Here is a 517-nt window from a genome sequence, read left to right as displayed (position 1 = left end):
GGGTACTCCGAGCCGATGGCCGAGTTCCTGGAGGCGAACCCGGGGCTGCGCAGCCGCTTCTCGACCCGGATCGACTTCCCGCGCTACACCGCCGACCAGCTGCGTGAGATCGCGCTGCGGCTGGTCGACAGCCGGGGCGACCACATCACGCCGGACGCCGTGACCAGCCTGACCGCGGCCCTGGACCAGGTCTGCGCCAACGGCCGGATCGACGACCTCGGCAACGCGCGGTTCATCCGGACCGTACTGGAGACGGCCGGCAAGCACCGCGACCTGCGGCTGTTCCACTCGCCGGGCTTCCCGACCGACCTCGAGCTGGTCACACTGGACGGCTCCGACCTGAAGTCGACCATCCAAGAGATCCTCAGCTTTTAACAGGGGGATGGGGAAGGACTGTGCAGGCGCCGCCGCTGAGGTGAAGGTGGGCGGCTAAGTGCGGTCGCCTGTGGTTTTAGGCTCGTCGGGTGGTGGGCCTGTCGGCGAGGTGGTGGGGATTGGGCGGACTATTTGGTGCGGC

At 68.3% G+C, this 517-nt stretch carries 1 protein-coding gene; it reads left to right on the top strand.

Annotation, left to right across the window (positions count from 1 at the left end; all coding sequences use genetic code 11):
- Positions 1-375 (top strand): P-loop NTPase family protein (locus ABD345_RS40180; protein ID WP_486327102.1); only part of this gene is annotated, 375 nt, incomplete at its 5' end.
- Positions 376-517 lie beyond the last annotated feature (142 nt).

Origin of the sequence: Kitasatospora saccharophila (assembly GCF_039529925.1) — a bacterium.
Taxonomy (GTDB): Bacteria; Actinomycetota; Actinomycetes; order Streptomycetales; family Streptomycetaceae; genus Kitasatospora; species Kitasatospora saccharophila.
The sequence above is the reverse complement of the archived record's forward strand: the minus strand, read 5'-3'. Positions and strand labels throughout refer to the sequence as shown.